The 25043-nt window shown below is 59.9% G+C and carries 21 protein-coding genes; 12 read left to right on the top strand and 9 right to left on the bottom strand.

Annotated features, from left to right (window positions below):
* Window positions 1-906, top strand: coding sequence for an ABC transporter ATP-binding protein (locus tag HMPREF2860_RS08395; RefSeq protein ID WP_070628812.1), 906 nt, complete (start codon window positions 1-3; stop codon window positions 904-906).
* Window positions 903-2168, top strand: coding sequence for an ABC transporter permease (locus tag HMPREF2860_RS08390; protein WP_070628811.1), 1266 nt, complete (start codon window positions 903-905; stop codon window positions 2166-2168). Before HMPREF2860_RS08395 ends, HMPREF2860_RS08390 begins: the two co-directional genes overlap by 4 nt.
* Before the next feature lie 91 nt (window positions 2169-2259).
* Here the strand turns inward: HMPREF2860_RS08390 and HMPREF2860_RS08385 are convergent, their stop codons facing one another.
* The gene (locus tag HMPREF2860_RS08385; protein ID WP_070628810.1) at window positions 2260-3246 is read right to left on the bottom strand and encodes a ribokinase; all 987 of its coding nucleotides are present in this window, start codon (window positions 3244-3246) and stop codon (window positions 2260-2262) included.
* Window positions 3247-3354: 108 nt separating this feature from the next.
* On the opposite strand from HMPREF2860_RS08385, the gene HMPREF2860_RS08380 reads away from it, so the two are divergent.
* Window positions 3355-4836 (top strand): carboxyl transferase domain-containing protein, encoded by a 1482-nt coding sequence (locus HMPREF2860_RS08380; protein ID WP_049180908.1) that lies wholly within the window; start codon window positions 3355-3357, stop codon window positions 4834-4836.
* 173 nt (window positions 4837-5009) lie between these two features.
* Here the strand turns inward: HMPREF2860_RS08380 and HMPREF2860_RS08375 are convergent, their stop codons facing one another.
* On the bottom strand, window positions 5010-5369 hold the full coding sequence (locus tag HMPREF2860_RS08375; protein WP_005511805.1) for an FKBP-type peptidyl-prolyl cis-trans isomerase: 360 nt from the start codon (window positions 5367-5369) through the stop codon (window positions 5010-5012).
* 213 nt (window positions 5370-5582) lie between these two features.
* A complete protein-coding gene (locus HMPREF2860_RS08370; RefSeq protein WP_038626406.1) occupies window positions 5583-6878 on the bottom strand; it encodes a citrate synthase in 1296 nt (431 codons plus the stop codon).
* A 715-nt stretch (window positions 6879-7593) separates the two neighbouring features.
* Here HMPREF2860_RS08370 and serC point away from each other — a divergent pair.
* From serC to HMPREF2860_RS08355, 3 genes are all read left to right on the top strand, one after another.
* Complete coding sequence (gene serC / locus HMPREF2860_RS08365) at window positions 7594-8730, top strand: phosphoserine transaminase (protein WP_049180907.1); 1137 nt, start codon at window positions 7594-7596, stop codon at window positions 8728-8730.
* Window positions 8731-8952: 222 nt separating this feature from the next.
* Window positions 8953-10077, top strand: coding sequence for a septation protein SepH (sepH, locus tag HMPREF2860_RS08360; protein WP_038626410.1), 1125 nt, complete (start codon window positions 8953-8955; stop codon window positions 10075-10077).
* A 15-nt stretch (window positions 10078-10092) separates the two neighbouring features.
* Window positions 10093-10998 (top strand): DUF6928 family protein, encoded by a 906-nt coding sequence (locus tag HMPREF2860_RS08355; protein ID WP_070560171.1) that lies wholly within the window; start codon window positions 10093-10095, stop codon window positions 10996-10998.
* A 3-nt stretch (window positions 10999-11001) separates the two neighbouring features.
* On the opposite strand, the gene HMPREF2860_RS08350 is transcribed toward HMPREF2860_RS08355, so the two are convergent.
* From HMPREF2860_RS08350 to HMPREF2860_RS08340, 3 genes are all read right to left on the bottom strand, one after another.
* Entirely contained in the window at window positions 11002-11874 is an 873-nt protein-coding gene (locus tag HMPREF2860_RS08350) for a TrmH family RNA methyltransferase (RefSeq protein ID WP_049180904.1), read from the bottom strand.
* Window positions 11875-11883: 9 nt separating this feature from the next.
* A complete protein-coding gene (locus HMPREF2860_RS08345; RefSeq protein ID WP_070560173.1) occupies window positions 11884-13398 on the bottom strand; it encodes an NCS2 family permease in 1515 nt (504 codons plus the stop codon).
* A 158-nt stretch (window positions 13399-13556) separates the two neighbouring features.
* Complete coding sequence (locus HMPREF2860_RS08340) at window positions 13557-14249, bottom strand: DUF3027 domain-containing protein (protein WP_239393054.1); 693 nt, start codon at window positions 14247-14249, stop codon at window positions 13557-13559.
* Window positions 14250-14272: 23 nt separating this feature from the next.
* Here HMPREF2860_RS08340 and HMPREF2860_RS08335 point away from each other — a divergent pair, with 23 nt between their 5' ends.
* Together HMPREF2860_RS08335 and HMPREF2860_RS08330 are read left to right on the top strand one after the other, a co-directional pair.
* A complete protein-coding gene (locus HMPREF2860_RS08335; protein ID WP_070560175.1) occupies window positions 14273-15391 on the top strand; it encodes a glutaminyl-peptide cyclotransferase in 1119 nt (372 codons plus the stop codon).
* Between the two features lie 77 nt (window positions 15392-15468).
* Window positions 15469-16008: a DUF2771 family protein gene (locus HMPREF2860_RS08330; RefSeq protein ID WP_239393053.1), complete on the top strand. Its 540-nt coding sequence runs from the start codon at window positions 15469-15471 to the stop codon at window positions 16006-16008.
* 71 nt (window positions 16009-16079) lie between these two features.
* Here HMPREF2860_RS08330 and HMPREF2860_RS08325 read toward each other — a convergent pair whose 3' ends face one another.
* On the bottom strand, window positions 16080-16511 hold the full coding sequence (locus HMPREF2860_RS08325) for a cold-shock protein (RefSeq protein WP_038626424.1): 432 nt from the start codon (window positions 16509-16511) through the stop codon (window positions 16080-16082).
* An 870-nt stretch (window positions 16512-17381) separates the two neighbouring features.
* Here HMPREF2860_RS08325 and HMPREF2860_RS08320 point away from each other — a divergent pair.
* A complete protein-coding gene (locus HMPREF2860_RS08320) occupies window positions 17382-18002 on the top strand; it encodes a transglycosylase family protein (protein ID WP_038626426.1) in 621 nt (206 codons plus the stop codon).
* Between the two features lie 316 nt (window positions 18003-18318).
* On the opposite strand, the gene HMPREF2860_RS08315 is transcribed toward HMPREF2860_RS08320, so the two are convergent.
* Complete coding sequence (locus tag HMPREF2860_RS08315) at window positions 18319-18507, bottom strand: hypothetical protein (RefSeq protein ID WP_016423317.1); 189 nt, start codon at window positions 18505-18507, stop codon at window positions 18319-18321.
* 74 nt (window positions 18508-18581) lie between these two features.
* On the opposite strand from HMPREF2860_RS08315, the gene HMPREF2860_RS08310 reads away from it, so the two are divergent.
* From HMPREF2860_RS08310 to HMPREF2860_RS08300, 3 genes are all read left to right on the top strand, one after another.
* Entirely contained in the window at window positions 18582-21098 is a 2517-nt protein-coding gene (locus HMPREF2860_RS08310; RefSeq protein WP_070628809.1) for a helicase-associated domain-containing protein, read from the top strand.
* A 148-nt stretch (window positions 21099-21246) separates the two neighbouring features.
* Complete coding sequence (locus HMPREF2860_RS08305) at window positions 21247-22950, top strand: DNA repair helicase XPB (protein ID WP_070628808.1); 1704 nt, start codon at window positions 21247-21249, stop codon at window positions 22948-22950.
* Window positions 22951-22975: 25 nt separating this feature from the next.
* Complete coding sequence (locus HMPREF2860_RS08300) at window positions 22976-23617, top strand: DUF3239 domain-containing protein (RefSeq protein ID WP_038626431.1); 642 nt, start codon at window positions 22976-22978, stop codon at window positions 23615-23617.
* Between the two features lie 131 nt (window positions 23618-23748).
* Here HMPREF2860_RS08300 and HMPREF2860_RS08295 read toward each other — a convergent pair whose 3' ends face one another.
* Window positions 23749-24891, bottom strand: coding sequence for an alpha/beta hydrolase (locus HMPREF2860_RS08295; protein WP_070585953.1), 1143 nt, complete (start codon window positions 24889-24891; stop codon window positions 23749-23751).
* Window positions 24892-25043 lie beyond the last annotated feature (152 nt).

Below are 25043 nucleotides of genomic sequence, written 5' to 3'. Positions count from 1 at the left end.
ATGAACAGCCTCATTATTGACGGGCTTGAGAAGTCCTACGGAGACCTGCAGGTTCTCCGTGGCATGAGCTTCCAAGTTCACCCTGGAGAAATCTACGGCTTCGTCGGCTCCAACGGTGCCGGCAAGACCACCACCATGCGCATTGCCCTCGGCGTGCTGGCCACCGATAAAGGCGAAGTGCGCATCGGCGATACCCCGATGAATGACTCGCTACGCCGCACGATTGGCTACATGCCAGAAGAACGCGGTCTATACCCCAAGACTGAGGTCCGCAAGCAGCTGATTTACTTTGCTCGCTTACACGGTGTGCCCACCAAGCGCGCGGAGTCCAACGCCGATAACTTGTTGGCGCGCCTCGGTCTCACCGAACGCGCCAACGACAAGGTCGACACGCTCTCGCTCGGCAATCAGCAGCGCGTGCAGCTGGCAGCCTCCCTCGTCCACGACCCAGAGATACTCGTCCTCGACGAGCCCTTCTCCGGCCTCGACCCAGTGGCGGTCAAGGTGATGAGCTCCGTGCTCAAGGAGTACGCCGACCGCGGCACTCCGATTGTGTTCTCTTCCCACCAGCTCGACCTCGTCGAGCGCATGTGTGACCGCGTCGGCATCATCCGCGACGGCCGCATGCTCGTGGAAGGCACCGTTGATGAGCTGCGAGCACGTGGCCCACGGGCTTTCGTCGTCAAGCTCGATGGTGCGTCCCAGGATTGGGCTACCACCGTCGAGGGCGTGACAAGCGTGGAACGCGATGCCCACGGCTCCACCGTCGTTCACCTCGATTCCAACGCCCCAGTCGACACCGACCAGAAGCTACTGCACAGCGCAATGGCAGCGGGAACGGTCCGTTCGTTTGGGCCTCTGCAAATTCCACTTACCGAGCTCTACCAGGAGGCCGTACAGCAATGAGCACCAACACCTACAACGCCTCAACAGCCATCAAGACTGTTTTCGCCCGCGAACTCCGCGAGCATCTGCTGAAGAAGAGCTCGCTAATCACGCTCATCATCATGGCGGTGGCGGCTGTCGGCGGCATCTTCGTTGCCGACTACATGACTTCCAAGTCCGATAATGACGCTGTCAAGATCGCGGTCGTCGGAGAAGCGCCGTTCGCGGACTCTCTCGCCGACGCCACCGCCGAAATGAAGGGCGCTGAAGGTGCGGATGCCGCAGCCGGCGCATTTGCCACGGCATCGCTGTCACCGTTGGAGATTACGTCCGCGGCAGACGACAAGGCTGCTCGCGCTGCCGTCACCGACGGCGATGCCGACGCCGCTCTCGTCCCCGACACCGCAGAAGGCAAGGAGGGCTCGTGGAAGCTGCTTGCCGACGACGCCCCATCCTGGCTGGCCCCAATGCTGCAGGAGTCGCTGCAGAAACAGAACGAAGCCATGCTGCTCAGCGAAAACGGAATCAACCCCGGCGAGTTTTTCTCCAAGACTCAAAGCGCGGCCGTGTCGGTGGAATCCCTGGATGAAGCAAAAGACGAGAAGATGCCTGCGATGCTCATCACTCTAATCGGTGTGATGGTAATGATGACCGCCATCCTCGTCTTCGGTGGCGCAGTGGCCACCAGCGTCATCGAGGAGAAGTCCTCCCGCGTCATCGAGATCATTCTCTCGACAGTCCGCCCGGCGCATCTGCTGGCCGGCAAGATCCTCGGAGCCGGCCTGGCCGGCATCATCATGATGAGCGTGCTGACCGCCAGCGCCGCAGTTGCCCTCATGATTACCGGATTGGCGGAGAGCTTCGATGTCCCGTGGTCCGCAGTCTGGCTGCTGGTCCCGTGCTTCATCCTCGGTTACTTCTTCTTCGCCGCGCTGTATGCAGCCTCCGCATCACTGGTCAGCCGTATGGAAGATTTCCAGGGCGCACAGATGCCAGTACTGGTGTTCTCGCTGATTACGATGTATGTTCCGCTGTTTGGCTGGAGCAAGCTAGACTCCACCGTCATGCAGATTGCCTCGTGGATTCCGCCAGTTTCCATCACCACCGCTCCGTTGCAGTATGCCGTTGGCAACTTCTCCGCACTCCAGTTGGTTGCCTCACTGCTAATCATGGTTGTGGCGGTAGCCGCAGTCATCGCACTCGCAGCCTGGATCTACCCGCGCAATGTCCTGCGCACCGGTGCCGCGGTCAGCTGGAAGAAAGCCCTAACGGCCAAGAGCTAGCCCCAGCCCTGCCAAAAAAGGAGCGTGGCCCCTTCGGCCACAGTCACCTAAAACCGAATATTCGTCAATCGCGTAGTTTGCTCAGCGCACCTTATAGCCCATGGTCCGCCGCAAACTGCGCGATTTTTCCTGTCTCGCCATAGGAGGTCTGCGCCCCCACGCCTGTCGCCGCATGAGCCGAGACCACCCCCGCAAGACGAGCTGCCGTCACCACATCATCGCCCGCGGCCAACGCGGTGAGGACCGTGCCCATGTACGCGTCACCGCAGCCCGTGGTATCCACGACCTCGATGGGCAGCGCCGGAATGCGTGTGACTGACACCTCGCTTTCCGACGTCCTCAGGACCGCAGACCCCTCCCCACCAAGTGTGACAATGGCCGTGGAAATCCCGTGTTCGTCGGCAAGCGCGCGACCAACCGCGTCCCACTGACCGTGCTCGCAACCGGCGACCGCGCGCTCGCAGCCGATTATGGCTGCGAGTTCGTGCTCATTGACAATGAGGACATCGACCAGCGCGAGCAGATCCTCACTGACCGCCCGAATCGGCGACAGGTTGAACACCACCGGCACGCCCGCATCGTGGGCAATCTGCGCGGCGGCCAGGACCGCCTCATCACAAATCTCCAGACACAGACCGAGGCACCCCGCCCGCTGAATCTTGTCCGCATGACTGCGCACCGTCTCAGCATCGACTTCACCATTGGCGCCAGCGGAGATGACAATGAAATTCTCCGCCGCATCATCAACAACAATCATGGCTGTGCCAGTGGCAGAGTCGACGGTCTCAACTGCGGAGATGTCCACGTGAGCGTCGGTAAGCGCGTCGCGCAGCAACTGTGCGTTGGGATCCGAACCGACCGCGCCGACCAGTTCCACGGCCGCGCCCAGCCTGCCAGCCGTCGCCGCCTGATTCGCCGACTTACCGCCCGGCAGAATACGCAAGGGACTCCCCTCGATAGTCTCACCACCATGCGGCAGGCGCTTCACAGTGACAGTCAGGTCTGCGTTGATGGAACCGACGACACATACGTTTGGCCGCTGATTAGCCAGCTCGGTGAGGCGCTCAGTAATCGGCATTGGTTCGACTCCTCGGTAGTGCGGACATGTTTTTTCCGACAATAGCGCTACCCCTTTCCGCCCACCATCAACTAAGCCGGTTTACCCCTTGTTTACTACCGTGGAGGTATGGCTAGAATCAGCGCCCAACAAGTAATAGATACCGTCCTCGACCACGGAAGTTTCACATCCTGGGACGGCGCGCCCGAGCACGGTGACATCGACGAGGCCTACCGCGGCACACTGTCCCGCGCCTCTGATAAAACAGGTCTCGATGAGGCCGTTATCACCGGCGAAGGCACCGTCGGCGGCAAGCGCGTCGCCGTCATCTGTTCTGAGTTCGGCTTCCTCGGCGGTTCTATCGGCACCGCTACCGCTCGCCGGATTATCCGCAGCATCGAGCGCGCGACCGCGGAGCAGCTGCCGCTGTTGCTCTCACCAACCTCGGGCGGCACTCGCATGCAGGAGGGCACCGCGGCGTTCGCGCTCATGATCTCTATTACCACCGCAGTGGCGCGCCACAAGGATTCTCACTTGCCCTTCCTGGTGTACCTGCGCAATCCCACCACCGGCGGTGTCATGGCGTCGTGGGGGTCGGCAGGTCACTTCACTTTCGCAGAGCCCGGCGCGCTTCTCGGCTTCCTCGGCCCGCGCGTCGTCGAGCTCGCTACCGGCGAACCCATGCCCGAAGGCGTTCAGACCTCCGAGAACCTGTTCAAGCAGGGCATTATCGACGGCATCATTCCGCTCGAAGGTCTGCGCGGCGCTGTCCGCCGCACCATCGACGTGCTTGCCGACGGAGACCCCAGCGAACCCACCCCACCGCCAGCAGCAGACATTGATGGTCGCGATACCTGGGAAGCTATCCTGCGCACCCGCGATACTTCTCGTCCAGGTGGCGGCGATATTATCGATGCCCTTGTCGACTGCTCCGTGCCAATCTCCGGCACTGGCGATGGCCACAAATCGCTGTCGGTCCGGGCTCGCCTAGCGCGGATTGGTGAGCGGCCGGTGATTTTGGTCGCCCAGGACCGGCATAACCAGCCGCCGCTGGGCACACACCCAATGGGGCCGGGTTCGCTGCGTTTTGCCCGCCGCGCGATGCGCATTGCGGAGAGCCTGAACATTCCGCTGGTCACGGTCATTGATACCCCCGGCGCTGAGTTGACCAAAGATGCCGAGGAAAATGCCATGGCCGGCGAGATTGCCCGCACCTTGACCACGCTGGTGAACTTGAAGGTCCCGACCGTGTCTCTCATTCTCGGCCAGGGCTGCGGTGGTGGCGCGCTGGCCATGCTGCCCTCTGACCGCGTGCTGGCAATGCACGATGCCTGGATGTCTCCGTTGCCTCCGGAGGGTGCTTCGGCGATTATCTACCGAGACACCGAGCATGCTCCAGAAATGATGGAGGAACAGGGCGTTGGCGCCGAGGCCATGCTGAAGACCGGGGTCATCGACGAGATCGTGGCCGAACCTGCGGATCCGGCCGAACTGCCCCGCCGTGCCCTGAGCGCTATCGAGCACGCCCTCTGGGAACTGGAGAAGAACCCGGCTCGCGTTGGCCGTGAGCAACGTTTCGACCACTACCGTCGCTTCGCACTGGGTGAGTAGGGGGCCGGGGGCTGGTTTGGGCCTGGTTCAGGCCTTCAGCCCCACCCCAATCTCAGAAAGCAAGAAAGTGACTGGGTTTATGGCACTTTTGGGCAAATTTTCACGCCTGAAGCGTCATAAACGCAGTCACTTTCTCCGCTGGAGATCCGGGGCCTTACTATCGGGGAGAAGTTTTACTTAACGTCCAACAGATCGATGACAAAGACCAGGGTCTTACCAGACAGGAAGTGTCCTGCACCAGCCGGGCCGTAAGCCTTCTCCGGCGGGCAAATCAGCTCGCGGCGACCGCCGACCTTCATGCCCGGAATGCCTTCCTGCCAACCGGCAATCAGACCGTTCAGCGGGAACTCGATGGACTGGCCGCGGTTCCAGGAAGAGTCGAACTCTTCACCGGTCTCGTAGTCAACACCCACGTAGTGGACCTCGACGCGAGCACCCGGGGTGGCCTCCTTGCCGTCACCGACAGTGAGGTCGTTGATGACGAGTTCCGTCGGAGCCGGACCGGACTTAGCAGTGAGTTCTGGCTTGGACAAGACAATCTCCTATCACAGTTGGCATTTATCAAAGCTGGCAATTATTCCAACTTAAATGGACCCAACTCAAATGGGGTTTCTTAAAATTCTAGGAAAAATAAAAGGCGCGTACCAACCTTTCGAAGGCTAGTACGCGCCTTTTCGCGTTTTCAACGCTGGACTTTCTATGCTGAGCTACCCGCGAGGAACCCCTACGCGGTAATCGCTAAAACCTTAGCGCTGGTCGCGCGGAACGAAGTCACGCTCGGTCTCGCCGGTGTAAATCTGGCGAGGACGGTTGATCTTCGATGCCGGGTCAGTGACCTGCTCGTTGAACTGAGCAATCCAGCCCGGGAGGCGGCCGATGGCAAACAGGACGGTGAAGAAGTCCGTCGGGAAGCCCATGGCGCGGTAAATCAGGCCGGTGTAGAAGTCAACGTTCGGGTAGAGCTTGCGGGAGACGAAGTAGTCATCAGCCAGTGCAATCTCTTCCAGCTTCATGGCCAGATCCAGCAGCTCGTCGCCACCGAGGTGCTCGAGCACGTCGTGAGCGGTCTTCTTAGCGATAGCTGCACGCGGGTCGTAGGACTTGTAGACGCGGTGACCGAAGCCCATCAGGCGGACGCCCGGCTCCTTGTTCTTTACGCGGTTCATGAACTCGGTAGCGTCGCCACCGTGGTTCTGCTGGATGTCCTCGAGCATCTCCAGAACAGCCTGGTTAGCACCACCGTGCAGCGGGCCAGACAGAGCGTTGATACCAGCAGCGATGGAGACGAACATGGAAGCGCCGGAGGAAGCGACCATGCGGACGGTGGAGGTGGAGCAGTTCTGCTCGTGGTCAGCGTGCAGGATGAGCAGCTTGTCCAGAGCGTCAACCACAACCGGGTCAACCTCGTAGTCAGCGGTCGGGTAACCGAACATCATGCGCAGGAAGTTCTCGCGAGCGTTCAGGTTGTTGTCCGGGTACATGTACGGCTCACCCTTGGATGCGCGGTAAGCGTATGCAGCCAGCATCGGAACCTTAGCCATCAGGCGAACTGCAGCCAGGTTACGCTGCTCTTCGTTCAGCGGATCCAGCTCGTCCTGGTAGTAGGAAGCCAGAATGTTGACCGAAGAAGCCAGGGTCTGCATCGGGTGTGCGCCACGCGGGAAGATGCTGAATGCGCGACGGAAGTCCTCGTCCAGCAGGGTGTGGTGACGAATGTCGTGGTTGAACTGTGCGATCTCTTCCTCAGATGGGAGGTGACCGTGAATCAACAGGTAGGAAACCTCGTTGAAGGTGGCCTTCTCAGCCAGCTGCTCAATCGGGTAACCGCGGTAGCGCAGGATGCCGTTACCGCCGTCGATGTAAGTGATCTTGGACTCGGTAGAACCGGTGGCGGTGTAGCCCGGGTCGAAGGTGGTCAGTCCAGTTTCCTGGAGCATCTTGCCCAGAGCAATACCGTCGTTACCCTCGGTTGCCTTGACGATGTCCATCTCGAACTCGCCGCCCGGGTAGTGGAGTACAGCCTTGCCGTCTTTAGTAGCCACAACTTCCCTTTCACAGAAAAATTCTTCTTAACGACTCCAGAGTGCGGGGGAAGCAGGCACAGCGGAAAACAGCATGCTGCCTCCCAACTCCACGCCACCCCTTCGGGGTCGCATTGTTTCCAATGATTCAATTATGCGCGACATTTGCGTTCCATTGCATCTTGTCCAGTGAAAAAGTTTGCTTAGTTCACATCGACCGTGTCGTAACCATAAAGAACCGACACCTGCAGTGGATTAGAACACACAATATCAAAGAGTGTGAGCAGCGCAACACCCTCTACCCCATTCGGGCAGCCTGGGCTTACCCAATCTTGACCCCTCTTCACCCTGAAATGCAAATGAAAAAACGGGTTTATTACGTTGTCACTGCTCATTTACTAACCAGGAGCCCATTCAACAGCCGATGTCTTTAAAAGTTCAAAAGTCATCGAACCAACGCCCGAAAACACATCGACTAAATCCACAATAATCCACCCCTCCCTGCCCACCAGAGGCCCCACATCGCTAAGTTTTCAACGCCAACAAAACTGGAAAAAATTCTTCGCAAACTTTGCAAATACGTCAATCCACCCTGTTTTGTTATGCAAAGTACGGAAGCGGGGGCAATTGAACCCCACCCTTTTGCGATAAGTACCCCCGATTACCGCTAGAGTTTGAAGACAACGGCTGTATATCAAGCTTCACTTTGAATACACTTTGAAAGGTTGCGCCTCATATGAGCGATCAATTCCCAGTCCTCCCTGAAGAGTTCCAGCCCGGCGACGGCCGCTTTGGCTGCGGTCCGTCGAAGGTTCGCCCGGCGCAGATTCAGGCAATCGTTGACGGCGGTACCTCTATCATGGGTACTTCCCACCGTCAGCCGGCAGTGAAGAACGTTGTTGGTGACGTTCGCGAGGGTCTGGCTGAGCTCTTCCAGCTTCCGGAAGGCTACGAGATTGTCCTGTCCCTCGGCGGCGCAACCGCTTTCTGGGATGCTGCCACCTTTGGGCTCATCGAGAAGAAGTCCGCTCACCTGACTTACGGTGAGTTCTCCTCCAAGTTCGCCAAGGCCTCCAAGATGGCTCCGTGGCTCGACGCTCCGCAGATTATCGAAGCAGAGCCGGGTTCCGCACCTGAGGTTGTCGCTGGTGAAGAGGGCGTTGACCTTATTGGTTGGGCTCACAACGAGACCTCCACCGGCACCATGGTTCCGGTCACCCGCCCGGCAGGCTCCGAGGGCCAGCTCGTGGCTATCGACGCCACCTCCGGCGCCGGCGGCCTCCCGGTCGACATGTCCCAGGCTGACGTCTACTACTTCTCCCCGCAGAAGTGCTTCGCTTCTGACGGCGGTATCTGGTTGGCTGCAATGTCTCCGGCTGCCATCGAGCGTATTGAGAAGATCAATTCTTCCGACCGTTTCATCCCGGCTTTCCTGAACCTGCAAACTGCCGTTGATAACTCCCGCAAGAACCAGACCTACAACACCCCGGCCGTCGGTACTTTGCTGATGCTGGCTGATCAGGTCAAGTGGATGAACGCCAACGGCGGCCTCGACGGCATGGTCGCTCGCACCACCGAGTCCTCCTCCCACCTCTACAACTGGGCTGAGAACCGCGCGGAGGCAACTCCGTTCGTCACCGATGCTGCGAAGCGCTCGCTGGTCGTCGGCACCATCGACTTCGAGGACAACATCGACGCCGCACAGATCGCCAAGGTTCTGCGCGCCAACGGCATCCTCGATATCGAGCCGTACCGCAAGCTGGGCCGCAACCAGCTACGCATCGGTATGTTCCCGGCCATCGACCCGGAGGACATCCGTCGTCTGACTGGCGCTATCGACTGGGTTCTGGACAACGGCTACGCTGCCAAGTAATAGCAGAGCAGCTAGCAGCATGGCAGCTGCCAAGTAGCGGCATGGCCACTGCAAAGTAACGCCAAATTAGTCGCAAAGCAGCCGCCTTTTACCGGCCTCAGCCGCTTAACTCCCGCGCCACGCGCAAGGGCATTGCCCCAATTGTCCGTGACGCGGGAGTTTTGTCGTTTACCATGATTAGTGAGCATTACTTATGACGTCGACCAACAAGGAGGTTCTCGCATGAGGGAGCTGAAGCCAGTTCTGGACGGCGATGTGACCGATTCACTGATTCTCGTTCCCGCTGATATCACCGAGCAGGAACGGCAGGAGGGACTTCGCTTCACGCTGCCTCTCGACGAGAACCTGCGCACTTTCCTGGTCGAGCACTTCGAGCTCGCCGATGCCACCGGTTCCCCTGCTGCAGCTGATTCCGCATCGCTTGCCGACGGATCAAGCACCACCACCGCCACTGCCAGCGGTAGCTCTGGGGAGAGTGCTACCGCAGAGAGCGGTTCCACCGACGAAAGTTCCACTGGTGGCAGCACAGCGGACGCCACCACTGCAAGCGGCGGCTCGGCCGAAGGCAGCGAGGTGGCTGACAACTCCGGTGCGTCAGGCGGGGCACCGAAAAAGACTCCAACGGCGCCGAAGCCAGTTCTGGAAGAGCCTCGTGTCGTTTTGTCGCCGCGCGAGATTCAGGATCGCATTCGCAGCGGCCAGACGGTCGAGGAGCTCATTGAGTACAGCGGCATGCAGCCGCGCAAGATTGAGTCCTTCGCCTACCCGGTGCTTGCGGAGCGCGCACGTATTGCGGAGCTCGGCAAGCAGTCAAAGCCACGTCGCATTGATGGCCCGGCCAAGTTGTCCTTGTGGGAGATTCTCGCCACCGCTTTCGCCGCCCGTGGTCAGGAACTCGCCGATGCCTCGTGGGATGCCTACCGCGACCCGAGCGGACAGTGGATTGTGACGGTTACTTGGAATGTCGGCCACACCACCAACGTGGCCGAGTGGAGTTACCAGGCGGAGGGACTTTCCGCGCTCACCATTGCTCGCAATGAGCTGGCAGCAGAGCTGATTGACCCCGACTTTGCCCGCCGCAACCGAGACTTGGCTCCGCAGGCCAATCGAGCTGCTGATACCGCGGATACCTCTGAGATGCCAGCCGCATGGCAGTCTTCGGCGGAGCCGCAGCGAGGCCACGGGGAGCAGGACGTTCCGTCGCAAAGCGACGCCGACGACGATGTTGACGAGGCGGAGTTCTTGCAGCACCCGGACGCGGAGCAGCCGAAGCGCAAGAAGAAGACTGTCATGCCGTCGTGGGAGGATGTGCTTCTCGGCGTACGTCCGAACGGCCCGAAGAAGTAGGAGTTTTCCTCGACAATGAGCTCCATGACCAGTGGCAACGCTTCTGATTTCGAATTCTCCGCGATTCGCCGCGGTGTAGTCACGATTTGGTTTATCAGCACCAATGACCCTGCTGCAACCCTGGAGACAGGTGTTCAGCATGACCGCGGTTTCGGGCGTCGTTTCCTAGCTCTCTATGATTCGACGCTGCCGGTAACACCGATTGGTGATTTCCCGCTCAACCGCTCGGCGGAAACCGGTGACGGCGAATACTACATCGGCGGCTTTGAAGGCGTTGCCGTACTGCAGACGGTTCTCGACGATGTCTCGCAGCTGTCCAAGCTGTCGCCTCGTCTGCGCCAGGAGATTGCCGCCACGGACGTCTACGCGAGTGTGTCGAATAAATCCACGGGCTTCGGTGCCTTTGCGCATTGGCACGATGGTGAGCTCAAGCGCGCTTTCTCCGCTACTCGCTACCGCACACTGGAAGACATCGGTCTTCCCTGCCCCGCAGAGGGCAGCTTCTGGGCGGGCAAGCACCGCCCAATACCCGACGCTTCCGAAGGTACGGCTTCACGTCCACGCGAAGGGGTCGGTTTGCCGTTCATTCCGACAGAGCTTGCCGACGCCGTCATCACCGACTGGCTTGGATTCGACCCGCATTCGCCCGCTACAGATATCCCTGTTAGTGGTTTTGCGGTCGATGGCCGTCGTGCGGCTCCCGGAACTTCGTATTCGACATCTCGTAGTCCGCGCGGGCTAATGAGTGAGCCGGGTTCCTCCGAGTCTGGCGCAGAGCTTGACCGCGCCTACGACGACTACGAAGTTCACAACGCAGAGCCGAACCGAGACTTTCTGGAGGAGCTCAGTCGCTTTGGTGCTAAGGCCAAGAACTTCGCTGGCCGCACCTGGCAGCGGGCGCGAGGCAAGTTCGGGAAATAGTTTCTACTGCCCTGCGCGCTGCGACTGAACGCGTAGTCGCTCGTAGAACGCAATCGCTGCGGAGGTAGCCACATTCAGGCTGTCAGTTCCCGGTGACATGGGAATGCGGGCACGCACATCGGTGGCTGCCATCGCGTGCTCGGTAAGTCCCTGCCCCTCAGCACCAACGAGAATCGCGACCTTGTCCGTGTCCATGGCATCCCACAGGTCCACCGTGCCCGCAGGGGTCATCGACACCACGCGGAAGCCCTGCTCTTTGAGCTGGTCCAGGCTTCGCTGCCAGGTGGTCGTAGTACCGGGCAGAGTCGCAAATGGGACTGTCAGCACATGCCCCATGGAAACACGCACGCTGCGGCGATACAGCGGATCGGCGCAGGCCGCGCCGAAGACAACCCCATCCACGCCCATGCCCGCCGCGTTACGGAACAGAGCCCCGATGTTCTCGTGGTCCCCAACACCCTCCATCACAGCCAAGGTGGTTGCTCCACTCAGAACTTGGTCCACCGAAAGCTCCGGCGCGCGGTCAGCGGTGGCCAGCAGGCCACGGTGAAGATCAAATCCGGCCGCTGCGGCCAGAACCTCGCGGTCGAGTTCAAACCAGGGCACAGCTTCCGCAATATCGGCCTCGCTCGCGGTCAGTCCGTCGGCAAGCAATGCGAGCTTCTGGCGAGTACCAAAGACTGCGCGGAGCGGAAAGCGTGAGCGCACTAACCGCGGCACAATGAGCGTGCCTTCGGCGATGACCAGGCCCTTCCCACCGGGCAAATCGGGGCGGGAATCGGACTTGTTGAGGTTGCGGATGTCATCGAGACGGCTGTCGGCGGGATCGTCGACGACGATGGGCGCAAAGCGTTCGAGGGATGTGGTGGTACTCATGGAAACTCTTTAGCCGCCCAGCAGAGCGGTGAACGGATCGGCAGCGAAGTAGATGACGAACAGGCCGGAGACAATCCACATCAGCGGGTGCACGGACTTGGCACGACCCGAGAAGATAGCCATCGCAGCAAAGGTGATGAAACCGATGCCGATACCATTTGCAATCGAGTAGGTAAATGGCATGGTGACAATAGTCAAAAATGCCGGCAGTGCGATGTCAAAACGGGTGAAATCAATCTCGGTGATCTGCCCAATCATCATGGCACCGACGATGACCAGCACAGGCGCGGCAGCCTCGATGGGCACGATTTCATAAAGCGGGGTGAAGAACATCGCCGCTAGAAAGAGGATGCCGGTGACAATGTTGGCAAGGCCAGTGCGTGCACCATCGGCGATGCCCGCTGCGGAGTCCACAAAGACAGTGTTCGACGAGGAGCTGACTGCACCGCCGACGATGGCACCGGTGCCTTCGACAACCAGTGCGCGCTTCATGTCCGGCAGCACACCGTCTTCATCGACAAGTGCGGCCTGCTTGCCCAGACCAGTCATCGTGCCCATGGCATCGAAGAAGTTAGCCAGGACCAAAGTGAACAGCAGCATGGTGGCGCTGAGGGCACCGACGCGGGCAAAGGAGCCGAAAAAATCCACAGCGCCAACGAGGGACAAGTCCGGCATACCACCTACACGGTCCGGCAGAGTCGGCACCGCGAGATTCCAACCGGTCGGCACTGGCTTGCCATCAGCGAAGGAGGGGCCCGCATCCGTCAAGGCCTCGACTGCGAGCGCAATGATGGTATTCAGCACGATGCCGATAAACAGGCCGCCTGGAATATTGCGGACAACCATGATGCCGCAGATAATCAGCCCGAGGACGAACACGGCGGTCGGCCACGAGGCAATCTGGCCATTGATGCCGAGCTGCACCGGAACAGTCGTGCCCGCGGCATCGGGAATACGGCGAACCAGGCCACCGTCGACCAGACCAATCATGGCGATGAATAGGCCGATGCCCACACTCATCGCGGCCTTCATATCGGACGGAATCGCGTGGAAGACAGCTGTTCGGAATCCGGTCAGCGCCAGCAGCACGATAATCACGCCGTCCAGCACGACCAGGCCCATCGCTTCTTCCCAGGCCAGCCCCTCGTTAGCAACGAATGTCACGGCAACCAGGGTGTTGATGCCCAGGCCCGTCGCAATGCCGAAGGGGTACTTGGCAAAGAGACCAAAAGTAATGGTCATGACGCCCGCGGCGAGCGCGGTGACAGCGGCGACCTGCGGTATCCCCAGGCTATTGCCGTTGACATCCTCGATATTGCCGAGGATCAGCGGGTTGAGCAGAATGATGTAGGCCATCGCGAAGAAGGTCACTACGCCACCGCGAATCTCGGTTACGGTCGTCGAACCGCGCTCCGTGATGTGAAAATAGCGGTCCACTGCTGAAAGATGGCTCCCCGACCGTGCAGGCTTGGAGTCCTTCGCCTCATCTGAGGATATTGCAGAGGTGGACGTACCTTTGTCCATTTTTTATGCCTCTCTAGAGTCTCTTTACTATCCGTGTCACGTGTTGATCCGTGTCAAAGCGGAATTTTTGTGCCGAAAGCCGTAACGGTGCAGTCTCTGGGGCCACGGTGGCGTCGAAGCTGCACCGTCTTCGTCATCGCGTTTGCCTAGGCGGGAAGCTACAGGTGCGAATCCTGGTAGGGTTCCGCCACCGGTGCGCCCTGCCCCGTTACTTCCGGGATAGCTGAGTGAGCACCGCAGCCGTGGTCAAAGCTTACGGCCGTGGCATCGAATGTCCATTCGTTGACACACACTCCCCAGTTCTTACCGAGCGGCCCGGTCAGCGGGACCATAAAGGCGCAGGTTCGGCAACGGTGCAATGCTTCCCGAGCAAAGTCACTCTCGGGGCCGGTATCGCCCTCTACCCAGCGCTGATCGGTATCTTCCACACCATGCGCCGACAACGTGCGGGTCTGCAAGTCATCGCCGTCGAGTCGCTCATCTCCCACTGCAGCCGGCAACAGATCGCGCGGACCGAGGTCACCGGGGCGCAACCGCTCCTCGTAAGGAACCCATTCGGGCGCCTGCAGCGCGGTTTCGCCAGGGACAAGAGCCACTTCACTGACCGTCGCCTGTTGAGTGCCTGGCGCGCACGCGACCACCACATGCCACTCCCAGCCCCTATATCCGGGCAGGTCAGCCGCAAAACGATGCACCGCAACGCCCTCGCCTACGACACTTACACCGGTGTGCGCGCCGGCAGGCCCCTCCCCGAGCTCTTCAATCGCGGTACGGGCGGTGTCGACCGCCTGGTGATTCATCACCTTCCCCCGTCGGCGGCTGTTTCGGGAACGTCGTCGATTTTCAGTCACGTTTCCTATCCTAGAGTGAAGCTATGGACAGATTCCCGTCGGGCGATGCAAAACCCGCCCGCTCTTTTCACGCATCACGCTTTACGACGGCCCGAGCTGCCATCCTCTCAGTAGCAACCGCCGCCCTGTTGGCCGGTTGTGCGGCTGAAACTGGTTCAGGTGGCAATCCCTCAGGCGAGGCCCCTTCTAGTGGAGCTAGTGCGGACTCGAACTCCGGCACCGCCCCGAGATCGACTTCGGCATCGGTTAATCCCTCCGAGCTGGTCGGTGCCGATAAGGTGCCGGGGCTCGGTGACGTTCCGACACTGAAACTGACCATCGAGCAGTCCCATCCTGTCTTGGCTCCGCCACTTCCCACGGAGAAGAATGTCGCTGCGCCTTTTGTCCAGGGACTTGAGTTCGAACCCGATGGTTCTTTGTTGATGGGCACCGGCCTCTACGGTGAGTCCCAGATTTACCGATTGCCGCAGTGGCTCGACAACTCTGCGGCCGAGCCGACCAACGTGGAAGATTTGCAGCCTGACCTCTTCGGCGAGGGCATCACCCGCCATGGAGATACTGTGTGGCAGCTGACGTGGAAGGAAGGACGCGCCATAGAACGTGACGCGGCTACTCTCAAGCAGCGTCGCGAGGTTCCCTTCGACACCGAGGGCTGGGGCGCGTGCTCCTTCGATGACACCATCGTGACCTCCGATGGCAGTGGCACCCTCACTTTCCGCTCCCCTGATGACCTCTCGCCCCTGCGTCAACTGCCCGTCACTGCGGCAGGCACGGAGACAACGTGGCTCAACGAACTCGAGTGCGTCGCTGTCGACACCGACGTAGATCCGGAGGGCTCGAGCGATTCACACGGAACGAACACCCCGCAATCGCACCGCGAGATTTGGGCCAACGTCTGGCAGAGTCCATTCATCTACCGCATCAACCCAGAAGACGGAAAGGTCACAGGCATCGTCGATGCCACCGAACTCTTCCGCGACCTGTACGCGCAGCTCTCTCCGGCAGAGCAACAGAGTGTTGATGTGCTCAACGGCATTGCGCTGATGCCGGATTCTTCGTCTACCTCGCCCAATGGAACCCGTCAGTTCCTGCTTACAGGGAAGAAATGGCCCACAGCCTACCGTGTTACCGTGAGTGAATAGCAGTATCTGGCCCGAGAACGGCTAGTGTGACTGAACGTAGCTTCAATTCCGTTACGAATGTCGGGAAGTGAGAGTTGATGGGATCGAGTAGGCGCCGCTGGCAACAGAATAGTAAGGCGTTCGTGGTTGTCGGCGCTATTGTCGTGGTGGGTCTTGTCGTCACCGGCATCGTCCTTGCTGTCAATAAGTGGACCAACCAGGCAATCGACGACCCACACGCGCTGTCCATCGAGGTCAACCAGGACGGCGAAACCACAGAGGTTCTTCCCTACCGCGTCTGCGACCTCTTTGAGAAGAATGCCTGCACCACGACTGAGGCCAACGCCGCCAAGATCTCCCTGGGCGAGCAGGAGACGGCTGAGGTTAACGTCGGCTCCACTGTTGGCTCTAACTCCTGGACTCTGCAGCGCTTCTTCTCCGACGATGCGGTCAACTCCACCTCTCGCAAGGATCCGGGCGAAGCCACGACCGAGACCATCGCTGGCTCCGCAGCTGTTGCCGGCAAACGCACCCCACTCGGGGTCGTGGAGGTTTCCACCGCGCTCATCGGAAAGAACTCCGAGGGCGAAGAGACCACCTACGGTATTACTTGGTCGATCGTCAACGAACCGTCGTAAAGCACAGCAAAACGCCCGCTCACTGAGGTTTTCCACTTTCATGAGCGGGCGTTTTCACGTCTTCTAACGACTTACGAGTCCAGCTCGCGCGCGACCGCACGCAGGACTTCAGCCATCTGGTGGCCGTCCTTACGCTCCGGGTAACGCCCGGCGCGCAGGTCACGCTGCACCGTCGACTCCAGCATGGAAATCATGTCCGAAATCATGCCGTTGAGATCGCTGGGGCTGTACTTCTTCGCTTGACGACGGGCACCTGCGCCCCCACCTGCCCCGCCACGGCGGTGACGGGCACTGCGCGGTCCCTCGTCGAGCACCTTGATCCGGAGGGCCTGTGGGCCTGGGCGGCCGTCAGCGTAGTCGTACTCCAGGCGCTGACCAGTTACAAGCTCTTCCACGCCTTTCGGCAGCACGTTCTTGCCGATGTAGACATCTTCACCGTCCGGATTCGACACGAAGCCAAAACCGCGATCCTTGTCGTACCACCTGACCTTACCGATGGGCACTTTCCACCTAACCTTCCCGTGCCCTACGACTGGGGGCACTCAACCTCGTTCCCCTTGGGCAGCGGTGACTGCCCTTCGGGGTCTTCGGATCGGAGATGCAATTCTTCCGCACTCGCCACCGTCCTCGCACGCACAAACGGCCAGAGTTAGAGGCTCGATTGAGGCGAGCTTGGCCAGACAGGACCGCGAGGATATGCCGGGCCGGGCGCTGTCTTAATGGTGTTCCTTTAATTAAGGTGCGACCAAAACGGGACGCACTCCAACCGGGAACACATTATTTATTACTGCTTACTAGTGCGAAGTGGCGGCAGCGGTAGCGGCGTGCATGTGCACGTCACCTCCGATTACCTAAAGAACTCAATTATACCCATAGATGGGGACATAAAGGGAAGATGGATTTGTGGGAAGCGAGCACCCTCGCGGATTGACGCACAGAGACTGCAACGAACTGCCAGCGTTGGTTCTTCTTGGCTATCTCTTATGGCCTCTTTTTCAAGTGCCGGAGACGCGCCAAAACAGGAAAAATAACAAGACGATAACGTGAGCTTTATCACATTATGATGTTTTAACTTACACATCACCACTAACAGTCACATCTCCTACCTGCAGTTTCACCTACTTTTATCCATATTTCCAACCTGCGCTCAAAATTAAGAATCCGGCGGTTCGCGTGACTATTTCGTTACCAACCGCTACGGTGTGCAATCGACACGTTTAACGGACGAAGTCGCATAGATCGCCTTCATCTCACTCCAGTGCGATGACATCGGCCCGCTACCAACAACGTGAAGAACTTTCCATAAGAGTGAGATGGGGTTGCATTAGCCCCACTGGCGCCACAAAGAAAATCGACGAAAAGGAAATTTTCATATGGCTCGCCACGCAGCTAAGACCAACACCTTCGCTTCCACTTCGGCAAAGGTTGCACTGACCGGCGCAATCCTCGGCGCCGGTGCCGCTATCTTCGCACCGACCGCTTCTGCAGCTCCAGACTCCGACTGGGACCGCCTGGCACAGTGTGAGTCCGGTGGCAACTGGCACATCAACACCGGAAACGGCTACTACGGTGGCCTGCAGTTCTCCGCAAGCACCTGGAACGCTTTCGGTGGTAACGAGTTCGCTTCGACCGCTGATCAGGCTTCCCGCGAGCAGCAGATTTACGTTGCTGAGAAGGTTCTGGCTCAGCAGGGTTGGGGCGCATGGCCGGCTTGCTCCGCAAGCCTGGGTCTCTCTTCCGGCCCGACCGATCGTCCGCACCCGAGCCAGGGCGTCGCTCCTGTTCGCGCACAGGCCGCTCCGGCAGCTGCTGCTTCCGACTCCAAGACCGACCTGATCCAGCAGTTCGCTGACCGCCTCTCCAACGTCGACAGCCTGTCCGACGCCCAGGCACTCATCGCTGAGTTCCGTGCACTGACCGGTCAGATTGAGCTTCCGCAGGAACTGGTCGCAGCCATTCCGTTCGACCTGTCGAAGCTGCAGGGTCTGATTTAAGGCTTTCGAGCTAGCCAGCTCATCACAGTAGCCCCGAGGGTGATTCACCTTCGGGGCTACTATTTGTCTTCAACAGGTTGGCGGTACCGGCCCAATGTAAGTTACTGCCTGCGTGAGTTACTGCCTGCGTTTATGGCTGGCGACCGCGTGCCAACGCGAGTTAGTGACTGCGTTTATGACAAAAAATGGCCCGAAAAATGGCTTGAAAGTGTCATAAACTCGCACAGTTTCATATTTGAAGCCCGCAGCCACGACTGAACTAGCAGTCACGGCTGCGGGCCTCCTGCAGATCTAGCTCTGCTAAAAATATAAAAGATTACTTGTTAATCACCGTGGTCGGGTGCACGTAACCCAAAGTCTCCGGATCAACCGGAAACTCAATGTCGCCGAAAGGCGAATCTGCACCAGCGTGGTGAGCAATCAATTCAGTAACAGCGTGCTGACCAGGCTCGAGGTCCTTCGGCCAGCCGGGATCGACATAGGATTTCTTTGCAACGTTAGCCATGCTGAGATTATCCCAAAAATTTTCTCCCCAGTCACCTTCTCCCCTCCTTAAACCTCACTAAAGTGGGGATTGTCATGACTAGCACCACCCCCTTTGCACTCTTTTCCGACTGGCTGGCAGGTCAACCAGACCAATTTGTGGGCACTATCCTCAGCAATCGCCCCGATGCGCTGTCGCCGCCGCCGAAGTCTTCCCAGGTGCTAGCGGCAAGGCTCCAGCTCCGCGCTTCTGTCTCCCGCGCGCTGACCAAACTGCCCGCACTGGAGCTCGCCTGCATTGAGGCTGCCGCTGACCTCGGTGCCGACGCCGAACCCGTCACTGCGGACGCCCTCATCGACTACATTCTCGACTTACTCTCTCGAGCAGAGGTTCCCGCCAATCAACGGCCCACGGCCGCACATATTCGGACAGGCCTCGATACCCTGCGCGCATACGGACTCATCTGGGGAAACGGCGCCGGCCCACGCGGCACTTTCACCGGCAAGTCCACCCGCAAGAAGCCTCTGCCCTGGCAGGACTACTTCTGTCTCAGCGATGAGGTCGCCACCTCGTTGCCACCCGGCTGGTATCTTCTGCCCAATCCCGATGGCCCCAGCCGCAGCCAGCTACGCACGGCACTCACCAAGGTCACAGACAGGCAGCAGCGTCTCCTGGACACCCTCGCCAACTCCGGAGGTCTCGGCGTCACAAAGGACGCTCATCCGGATGCCGACCCCTCGCTGCCGGTCCCAGCGCTCATCAACGCCGGCCTGCTCGAACGCATCGACGAGGGCACCGTCCGTCTACCCGCCACCGTTCGCGCGCTTATGCGTGGAGTCGGGCTTGCCGACGACGATGTCCCCCTGCGCCCCGAAACCCCCGCTACCCATGTAATTGCCAGCGGTAACGACCGTGCTGCCGCCACCGCCTGGGAAACTTTGCGACAGGCGACTGACCTCCTGGACCTACTGGGAACCAACCCCGCACCGACCTTGAAAAACGGTGTCATCGGAGTGCGGGAAACCCGCAATCTCATCGAGGAGCTCGGTGTCGACATCTCGGAGCTGGCTCGCGGCGTGGCTAACCTCGGTGCAGCGGGCCTGGTTCATGTCGGCACTCCGCATCCGCTGCCACTGCACGACACCGGTGGTGACTATTTCGCACCCACGCTGGCAGCCGACGGCTTCCTCGACGCCGATCTGGTTGACCGGTGGGTGAGCTTGACAGTCGGCACTCGCACTAGCGACGCAGCGCCCTGGCGGGTCGACCAGCTCAATGAGGAAGGCAAGCGCATTGCTCTGCTCTCACCTCAAACTCGGCTCTCCGGGGTACCGTCAATCCGGGAAATGGTGCTGGCCTGCTGTGCGCAGGTGGCGTCGTCGGCAAGCGACAACAACGTCGTTGCTCTGACCGACCTGCGTGAATGCGCCGCCTACTACTACCCGATCACCAACGCGAGGTGCACGGACGAGACTCTCAGTGGCGTGGTCGACGAACTGGTCGCTCTCGGCATCGTCGTGCGCGACCCTGGTGTGGAAACGATTTCCGTCGGCCTTAGCGAGGTTGGCAAAGCCATGGTCGCGCTCATCGAATCCGGTACCGCCGAGGCCTTCGACAATCTGCGTGCTGCCTGTAACAACCTCTTGCCGCCGAACGCCTCGTACCTGATGGTCCAGGCGGACAACACCATCGTCGTGCCGGGCCCCGCATCCCCGGAGATGGAACGCATGCTCAGTTCGATTGCGCAGCTGGAATCTCCCGGCCTCGCCAGCGTCTACCGCGTGACCGAAGACAGCCTTCGCGATGCCCTCGACGCCGGCATCAACGCCGCCGATATCTCCGAATTTCTCTCGCGCTACGCCGTCGGCGAGGTGCCGCAGTCCATTACCTATCTGCTTGACGACGTCGCCCGCCGCCACGGTCGTCTCCGCGGTGGCCCCGCAGCTTCGTTTATCCGCTGTGACGATCCGGCCCTGCTGGCCTCTTTCCAAAGCCACCAGGCTGGACAAAGCCTGGCGTTACGGAAGATTGCCGAAACGGTGCTGATTAGCCAGGCCCCGCTTGCCCAAGTGATTGAGACCGCTAGAAATGGGGGCTTTTCCATCATCGCCGAAGATGCAGAGGGTTTGGTACTGGATCTCGGTCGCGCTCCCTGTCGCATTGAGGCGCCAGCTCCGGTGCCCACCGCGCGTACAACGATGCCCGAACCGGAACGCATCAGCCAGGCGTTGACGGTTATTGCCGATGGCAACCGTGCTGCCGAGCACGCCGGTAGTTCCAGTGGCGCTACAGCCAGTGGCAGCACTGCTGGGGTCTCTGGCTCGGCTGCGGATTCGGGGACAGGTACGGGAACGGCTGCCGGTTCCAGCGCTAGCACCGGTGGCACGAGCGACTACGCCTCCGGCACCGAGGCATTCAAGCTTCTGCAGCGCGCGGCTCGCCACGGTGACGACCTGTATCTAAGCTACGTTGACCGCAACGGCAAACCCGGCCGCAAGCGCGTGCGCCCAGTCACCGTCTCCGGTGGGCAGGTCGATGCTATCGACCCGGCCACCAGCCAAGTGCTGCGCTTCCTGCTGCATCGCATTACCGAAGTACATCCTGTCGACTAGGCGGCGGGCGCGGGGACCGTCGTAAAGCGATGCAAAAGCGAATGTGGCGGTTCGGGATGATTCGAGCCCGTGCCGCATCTTCTGCGTAATCGTGGCAGAATTGACCTTTAGCTTATTTTTGCTCGAATGTCTGCGAGGCGAGGAGATAATGGGTTTCGGTACGGGTCCTCTGATCGTCCAATCGGATAAGACGGTGCTGCTGGAGGTCGATAATCCGGAGGCGGATGCGGCACGCGCAGCGCTGGCACCGTTCGCGGAGCTCGAACGTGCTCCTGAACATGTGCACACCTACCGCATCACCCCGCTGGCGCTGTGGAATGCCCGCGCCGCCGGTCACGACGCGGAGCAGGTGGTCGACGTCCTCGAGCGCTTCTCCAAGTTCCCCGTCCCACAGCCCCTGCTTATCGACGTCGCGGAGACCATGGACCGCTACGGTCGCCTGAGCCTGACCAAGCATCCAGCTCACGGCCTTATTCTGGTCTCACACGACCCTGCGGTACTGGCCGAGGTGACCAAGCACAAAAAGATTCGCCCGATGCTCGGTGAGCAAATCGATGCCGACACCTGGACCGTGCACCCCTCCGAGCGAGGCCGAATCAAACAGGAGCTGCTGAAGGTCGGCTGGCCTGCCAATGACACCGCCGGCTACATTGACGGTGAGGCACACGCCATCGCTTGGCAGGATCAGGGCACCGGAGGTGACGACACCTGGGAACTGCGCGACTACCAACGCATGGCGGCTGATTCCTTCCGTGAAGGCGGCTCCGGCGTTGTGGTGCTGCCCTGTGGCGCAGGCAAAACAATCGTCGGCGCGGCGGCCATGGTAGACGCGCAGCGCACCACTTTGATCCTGGTCACCAACACGGTTGCCGGTAGGCAGTGGCGCGACGAACTGCTGCGACGCACCTCGCTAACCGAGGACGAAATCGGCGAGTACTCCGGCGAAAAGAAGGAAATTCGCCCCGTCACCATTGCGACCTACCAAGTGGTCACGCGCAAGACCAAGGGGGAATACCGCGCACTCGAGCTATTCGATTCCCGCGACTGGGGCCTCATCATCTACGACGAGGTCCACCTCCTGCCCGCTCCTGTGTTCCGAATGAGCGCGGATCTGCAGTCGCGCCGTCGACTGGGGCTCACCGCCACCCTGGTGCGCGAAGATGGGCGCGAGGGCGACGTCTTCAGCCTGATTGGCCCGAAGCGCTACGACGCCCCATGGAAAGACATCGAAGCCCAGGGCTGGATCGCACCGGCTGACTGCGTTGAGGTCCGCGTGACCCCGACCGAGTCCGAGCGCATGCTCTACGCCACAGCTGAAGCCTCCGACAGGTACCGCCTGGCCGCAACGACGCCGACGAAGATTCCCGTCGTCAAGCAGATCCTCGCCCGACACGAGGGCGAACCCGCTCTGGTGATTGGTGCCTACCTGGATCAGCTCGAAGAGATTGGCGAGGAACTGGGCGTCGATGTCATCGAAGGAAAGACGTCCAACGCCAAACGCGAGGAGCTCTTTGGGAAGTTCCGGCGCGGCGAGATCAACACGCTGGTGGTCTCCAAGGTTGCGAACTTCTCCATCGACCTTCCCGAAGCCTCTGTCGCTGTGCAAATTTCCGGCACCTTCGGTTCCCGACAGGAGGAGGCACAGCGTCTGGGGCGTCTCCTCCGCCCGAAGTCCGATGGTGGTGGCGCCGTCTTTTACTCGGTGGTGACTCGCGATACGCTCGATACTGAATATGCAGCTCATCGCCAGCGTTTCCTGGCGGAACAGGGCTACGCCTACCGAATCATCGACGCAGATGAGTACCTCGGCCCAACCCTGCCCGGCGATTCCACCGCTAGCTCGGAATCCTAGAAAAATGGATAACTAAAGGACTGCCATGAACTTTCACTTCCCCGTCAACCGCGAGCACACCAACGCCAACAACGAGTACTACCGCGATGCCCGCCGACTGCTCATCTCCTCCGGCATTTTCTCTGCTCTGCTGCTCGTCGGCGCTGTGCTGGTTCTAGTAGTTTTCGACCGCACGCCGTTTGTTATCGGCAGCGCGGTTGTGCTTTTCGCCCTCGCGACTCTCTACGTCGGCGTTACCTTCCAGGTGCGACGCGCAATCAAGGATCCGCAAGAGCTTTACGACGAATCCCCGCTGGTTCCGGCCATGATTGCGCGTGTGGATGAGCGAACCATGGTGCTGATGACCTTGGTGGACATGCGTAAAAACCCCTCCGATGGAGAGCCCGTCCCGGCCCTGGCTACACGTACTGTCACCACGATTTCCGGGGTTCCCCGCCGCGTGGGCGCGAAGGTGCCAGCTGTTGCTGTGGCCGGCACGCATAAGAGCCGCACCGAGTTCTACGATGAAATCACCCCAGTGCCCCTCGCGTGGTCCACTCCTGACAAGTCAGTCATTGCCCAAGCCCAGCGCAATATTCCGGTCAACGATTGGAATGTCCTCGAACGCAACATCGACCGGGTGGAAGAGGTCCACGCAACGAAGCGCAACCTCCTGCCGCTGAACTAGTCGGGGCCTGTTCGCCCCCCGGCCTTCTGGCACTGAGCTGTTCTAGCTCCGCCCCCGGTTTCCCTACCGGCGCCCCCTCCGCAGCGCTCACATGCACAGCGAGAGCGCCATTGGGAACTGAAACGGGTTGGCTAGCTCTTGCCCCAGGACTCTTCATTCTGCCGGTCAATCGCTTCCTTATCGTATTCACCTGCCGGGTCCTCTGGCAGCTCACGTTCCGTGTGAGTGGCCTCTAAAATGAACCGCGCCGCGTCCGTAATCTGCTCTCGCTGAACCTTTGGAACCGCAATCTGGTGAGTTGCCAAGAATTCCGCCTGAGAGGCCTCTCCGCCCGACTCCTCGACCTTCTTCAGGTACTCGGTAGCTGGACGAACGACAGTATCGCGGGAGGCCGCTTGAACGTGGACACGCATGCTTCGCGACGGCTCATGCAATCCCGGTGACACTTCCTTTGCCGAATCGTCAGAGGTGCCGAAGAATGCCTGCAACCACACCGCAGGCGCACCACGCAAGTCTAGGGCCGGAGCAACGAGCAACAAAGCAACCGGCGTGTCCTGACTAATCTGGTTTACCGCGGAAACAACGTTGTGCCCGCCTGAAGAGACACCGTAGAGAACTATCGGGTTCTGATCTCTGATGGGCATTGCACCCAATTTCTGAAGCTGCAACGAATCATCTGCGACAGATGTGACTACCCGCGCGATGTCATTGACGGCCTCAGACACCTTGTGCTCTGGTGCGAGCCGGTAGTCCACATCCACAACAATTGCGCCGGATCGGGCTGCCAGGGCCGCCATATTTGGGCCGAAGGAATTCTCACGCAGACTGCCGTCACCCATCCAGAAAGCGCCACCGTGTGCGGCAACTACCACAGATCCGGTTGGATCCTGCGGAACAAAAACTCGAACCGGAACGCTAGGACTATCCCCCACCGTCGTATCCGTTACTTCAACCTTGCCATCGGCATACGCAAGGTATGGCGAAGAATGGTTGACGGCCGCCCCCAAGACCATCATCGAACCGTGAATAATAGCGTCGGGCATACGAGCACCGCGGTCATTGACTGACGCACGAGCCTTCCTGATGTCTTCTTCAGAGGCACCCAACGGGACAACCTCGCTCAAGTAGGAATAGGCCGAGACGTGTTCTTCGAGCCATTCAATAAGCTGTTGCAGCTTACCCTCTTCGGTCGTTACGGGAGTGAAGTTGTCTTGAGCCTCGCCCTCAGAAGAAGCCAGGTTAACCACATCGGAGTTAGGTGTCTGATTAGTCATAGAGACAGTCTGCCACAGAGAACCCACGAGAATTCATCGAAATAGGAAACCGGGAATTTAATCGATCGTTTGCTAACTGAAAATCAACAGAATATTGGATGGGAAAAAGAATAGTATTTTGCGCTGTTTATTTTGTTTAATGTTGTTTACTT

It is taken from the genome of Corynebacterium sp. HMSC064E10 (assembly GCF_001812505.1).
In the GTDB taxonomy this organism is placed as follows: domain Bacteria; phylum Actinomycetota; class Actinomycetes; order Mycobacteriales; family Mycobacteriaceae; genus Corynebacterium; species Corynebacterium amycolatum.
The sequence above is the reverse complement of the archived record's forward strand: the minus strand, read 5'-3'. Positions and strand labels throughout refer to the sequence as shown.